Origin of the sequence: Streptomyces sp. NRRL S-495, from assembly GCF_000966955.1 — a bacterium.
Classification (GTDB): Bacteria; Actinomycetota; Actinomycetes; order Streptomycetales; family Streptomycetaceae; genus Kitasatospora; species Kitasatospora purpeofusca.
Map to the genome: position 1 here is coordinate 1 of NZ_JZWY01001192.1, position 3,534 is coordinate 3,534.

The window sequence follows — 3,534 nt, forward strand, 5'->3', positions numbered from 1 at the left end:
GATCAAGGTCAAGCGCTACGAGAACTTCCCGGAGGCGGACGGAAAGGCCAAGCTGGATTCCGTCACGTTCAAGATTTACGACAAGCTGGAAACAGCCTACAACGACCTCCGGGCCAACAACATCCAGATCACCAACAAGCTCCCGATCTCGGCGATGGCGACCGTCGCCCAGGAATTCGGTGACCGTTACATCTACAAGCCGGAGTCGGGCGTCGGCTTCATCGGCTTCCCGATCGCGACCAACCCGACCGCGTACGGCAAGCCGGAGGTCCGCAAGGCGATCTCGATGGCGATCGACCGCGAGGCGATCACCAAGACCATCTTCTCCGGTACCCGCGTCCCGGCCGACGACTTCATCAGCCCGATCATTCCGGGCTACCGCAAGGGCGCCATGGGCGACGCGGCGAAGTACGACCCGGCCAAGGCCAAGGCGCTCTGGGACTCCGTCGGCGGCGTCCCGAACAACACCATCGAGCTGGGCTACAACGCCGACGGCGGCCACAAGGAGTGGATGGAGGCGGTCGGCAACCAGCTGAAGAAGAACCTGGGCGTCGAGGTCACCTTCAAGCCGTTCGAGAAGTTCGGCAAGATCCTGGACGCGCTGGGCGCCAAGGAGTACTCCGGCGCCTTCCGGATGGCCTGGCAGATGGACTACCCGTCCATGGAGAACTACCTGCGGCCGATCTTCTCCAAGGTCGCGATCGAGAACGGCTCGAACTACGGCGGCTACGTCAACGAGCAGTTCGAGTCGCTGCTGGACCAGGCCGACCAGGCCAAGTCGGTGGAGGACGGCCAGAAGCTGTACCAGCAGGCCGACGACATCCTGATCAAGGAACTGCCGTACATCCCGGTCTACACCTACATGACCTCGGCGGCCTACACCAAGACCGTCAAGAACGTGGTCGTGGACGCCCAGAACCGCATCGACCTGGCCAACGTCGAGCTGGCCTGACCTCCGTCCAGTCCGAACGGCACGCCGGCGCGGGCGGCACGGGCAACCCCCGTGCCGCCCGGCACCGGCGTGCCCCGATCATGAGGAGACCGCATGGGCCGCTATGTGGTCCGCCGGATCATCCAGGCCATACCTGTGATCCTCGGCGCGACGTTCCTGATCTACGCACTGGTCTTCCTGCTTCCTGGTGACCCCATCGCGGCACTGGCCGGTGAGAAGAGGCAGGACCCCGCCGTGGTGGCCGTCCTACGGGACCGGTACCACCTCGACGACCCGTTCTTCGTCCAGTACTGGGACTACCTGATCGGCCTGTTCAAGGGCGACTTCGGTGAGGACTACCGGGGCAACCAGGTCGTCGACGTGATGCAGCGGGCCTTCCCGTACACCATCAACCTGGCGTTCGTCGCCCTGGCCATCGAGATGGCGGTGGGTGTCACCGCCGGTGTGGTCGCCGCCCTGCGGCGCGGCAAGTTCATCGACAACGTGGTGCTGATCTCGACCCTCATGGTCATCTCGATCCCGGTCTTCGTGATCGGCTTCGTGCTCCAGCTGCTCATCGGGGTGAAGCTCAACACCGATTACGGCATCGACTTCTTCCCGGTCTCCTTCAACGAGGAGGCCGGTTTCCGTTCGTACCTGCTGCCGGGCTACGTCCTGGCCTCGACCTCGCTGGCGTACGTCGCCCGGCTCACCCGGACCAGCCTGATCGAGGTGATGCGGGCCGACTACGTCCGGACGGCGGTGGCCAAGGGGCTCAGCCCGCTGCGGGTGGTGGTCCGGCACGGTCTGCGCAACGCGCTGATCCCGATCGTCACCTTCCTGGGCATGGACCTCGGCGGCCTGATGGGCGGCGCGGTCATCACCGAGGGCATCTTCAACATCCCCGGCGTCGGACACCAGCTCTTCCAGTCCGTCTACCTGCGGGAACGCACCATCGTCGTGGGCATCGTGAGCGCCCTGGTGATGGTCTACCTGTTCGCCAACCTGGTGGTCGACCTCCTGTACGCCGTCCTGGACCCGAGGATCCGCTATGAGTGAGCCGACGAAGAGCGAGAACACGGGCACGGGGATCCCGGGGCAGTCCGGCTCCGGCTCGGCCGCGGGCGGGCCGGCCGCCGAGGCGGCCTCCGCGACCGCCAAGGGCTCCGGCGCGCCGGACGCCGGGAGCGAACGGGTCGCCAGCCTCTGGACCGACGCCTGGACGGACCTGCGGCGCAGCCCGCTGTTCCTGATCGGCGGGTTCCTGGTGCTGTTCATGGTCGTCCTCGCGGTCGCCCCGCAGCTGTTCACCGACGGCGACCCGCGCGCCGGCGGCTTCTGCAACCTGGCCGACTCGCTGAAGCGGCCCAGTGGTTCGCACTGGTTCGGCTTCGACGTCCAGGGCTGCGACATCTACACCCGCACCATCTGGGGCGCCCGCAACTCCATCATCGTCGGCATGGTGACCACCACGCTGGTGGTCCTGGTCGGCGGCAGCCTCGGCCTGTGGGCCGGCTGGATCGGCGGCATCGGGGACAGCGTGCTCTCCCGGGTCACCGAGATCTTCTTCGCGATCCCGCTGCTGCTCGGCGGCATGCTGATCATGTCCACCTGGGGCGAGGGCAACGCCTGGACCGTCTCCGCGGTGATGGCGGTGCTCGGCTGGCCGCAGATCTACCGGCTGATGCGCTCGGCGGTACTGGCCAACAAGCACAACGACTACGTGGTGGCCGCCCGGGCGCTCGGGGCGGGCACCGGCCGGATCGTCGGCCGGCACATCCTGCCGAACGCCGTCGCCCCGGTGATCGTGGTCTCGACGATCAACCTGGGCGTGTACATCGGCGCCGAGGCCGCGCTGTCCTACCTGGGCATCGGCATCCAGTCCCCGGCGATCTCCTGGGGCCTGATGATCAGCGACGCCCAGGCCCGCTTCCTGAATGCCCCGCACGTCCTGCTCTTCCCGGCCGCGGTGCTGAGCGTCACCGTGCTCGCGTTCATCATGCTCGGCGACGCGGTGCGCGACGCCCTCGACCCGAAGCTGCGCTGAGGAGGGCCGCGGACCATGACTGACATGACGAAACCGGCGAAGGACGGCGCCGGGCCGGGCCCGGACACGGTGCAGGTGCTCGGCGGGAGTCGGGAGAGCCTGGTGCCCGGAACGCCCCTGCTGGAGGTCGACGACCTGCACATCGAGTTCCACACCCGGGACGGCGTCGCCAAGGCCGTCAACGGGGTGAGCTACTCGGTCGCGGCGGGGGAGACACTGGCGGTGCTCGGCGAGTCCGGCTCGGGCAAGTCGGTGACCGCGCAGGCCATCATGGGCATCCTCGACATGCCGCCGGGGCGGATCACCAACGGCTCGATCCGGTTCCGGGGCGAGGACCTGCTCACCATGAGCCCCAAGGCGCGGCGGGCGGTGCGGGGCCGGAAGATCGCGATGATCTTCCAGGACGCGCTGTCCTCGCTCAACCCGGTGCTCAGCGTCGGTTACCAGCTCGGCGAGATGTTCCGGGTGCACCAGGGTGCCGGTCGCAAAGAGGCCAAGGAGAAGGCCGTCGAGCTGATGGAGCGGGTGCGCATCCCCGCCGCCCGTGAGCGCGTCG

General features: G+C 67.6%; 4 protein-coding genes. All 4 read left to right on the forward strand.

Features of this window, described 5'->3' with window-relative positions:
• A partial coding sequence (locus tag VR45_RS40465) for an ABC transporter substrate-binding protein (RefSeq protein WP_045944977.1) occupies positions 1 to 952 on the forward strand: 952 nt, incomplete at its 5' end.
• 93 nt (positions 953 to 1,045) lie between these two features.
• Positions 1,046 to 1,990, forward strand: coding sequence for an ABC transporter permease (locus tag VR45_RS40470; RefSeq protein WP_045944978.1), 945 nt, complete (start codon positions 1,046 to 1,048; stop codon positions 1,988 to 1,990).
• Entirely contained in the window at positions 1,983 to 2,978 is a 996-nt protein-coding gene (locus VR45_RS40475) for an ABC transporter permease (protein ID WP_078897549.1), read from the forward strand. Before VR45_RS40470 ends, VR45_RS40475 begins: the two co-directional genes overlap by 8 nt.
• Before the next feature lie 15 nt (positions 2,979 to 2,993).
• Positions 2,994 to 3,534: ATP-binding cassette domain-containing protein (locus VR45_RS40480; protein WP_199926105.1), on the forward strand; the 541-nt coding region annotated here is incomplete at its 3' end.

What these genes read in the sequence shown, in the direction of transcription:
- VR45_RS40470 (WP_045944978.1), top strand. Translation starts at nt 1,046, where the DNA reads ATGGGCCGCTATGTGGTCCGCCGGATCATCCAGGCCATACCTGTGATC.
- VR45_RS40475 (WP_078897549.1), top strand. Translation starts at nt 1,983, where the DNA reads ATGAGTGAGCCGACGAAGAGCGAGAACACGGGCACGGGGATCCCGGGG.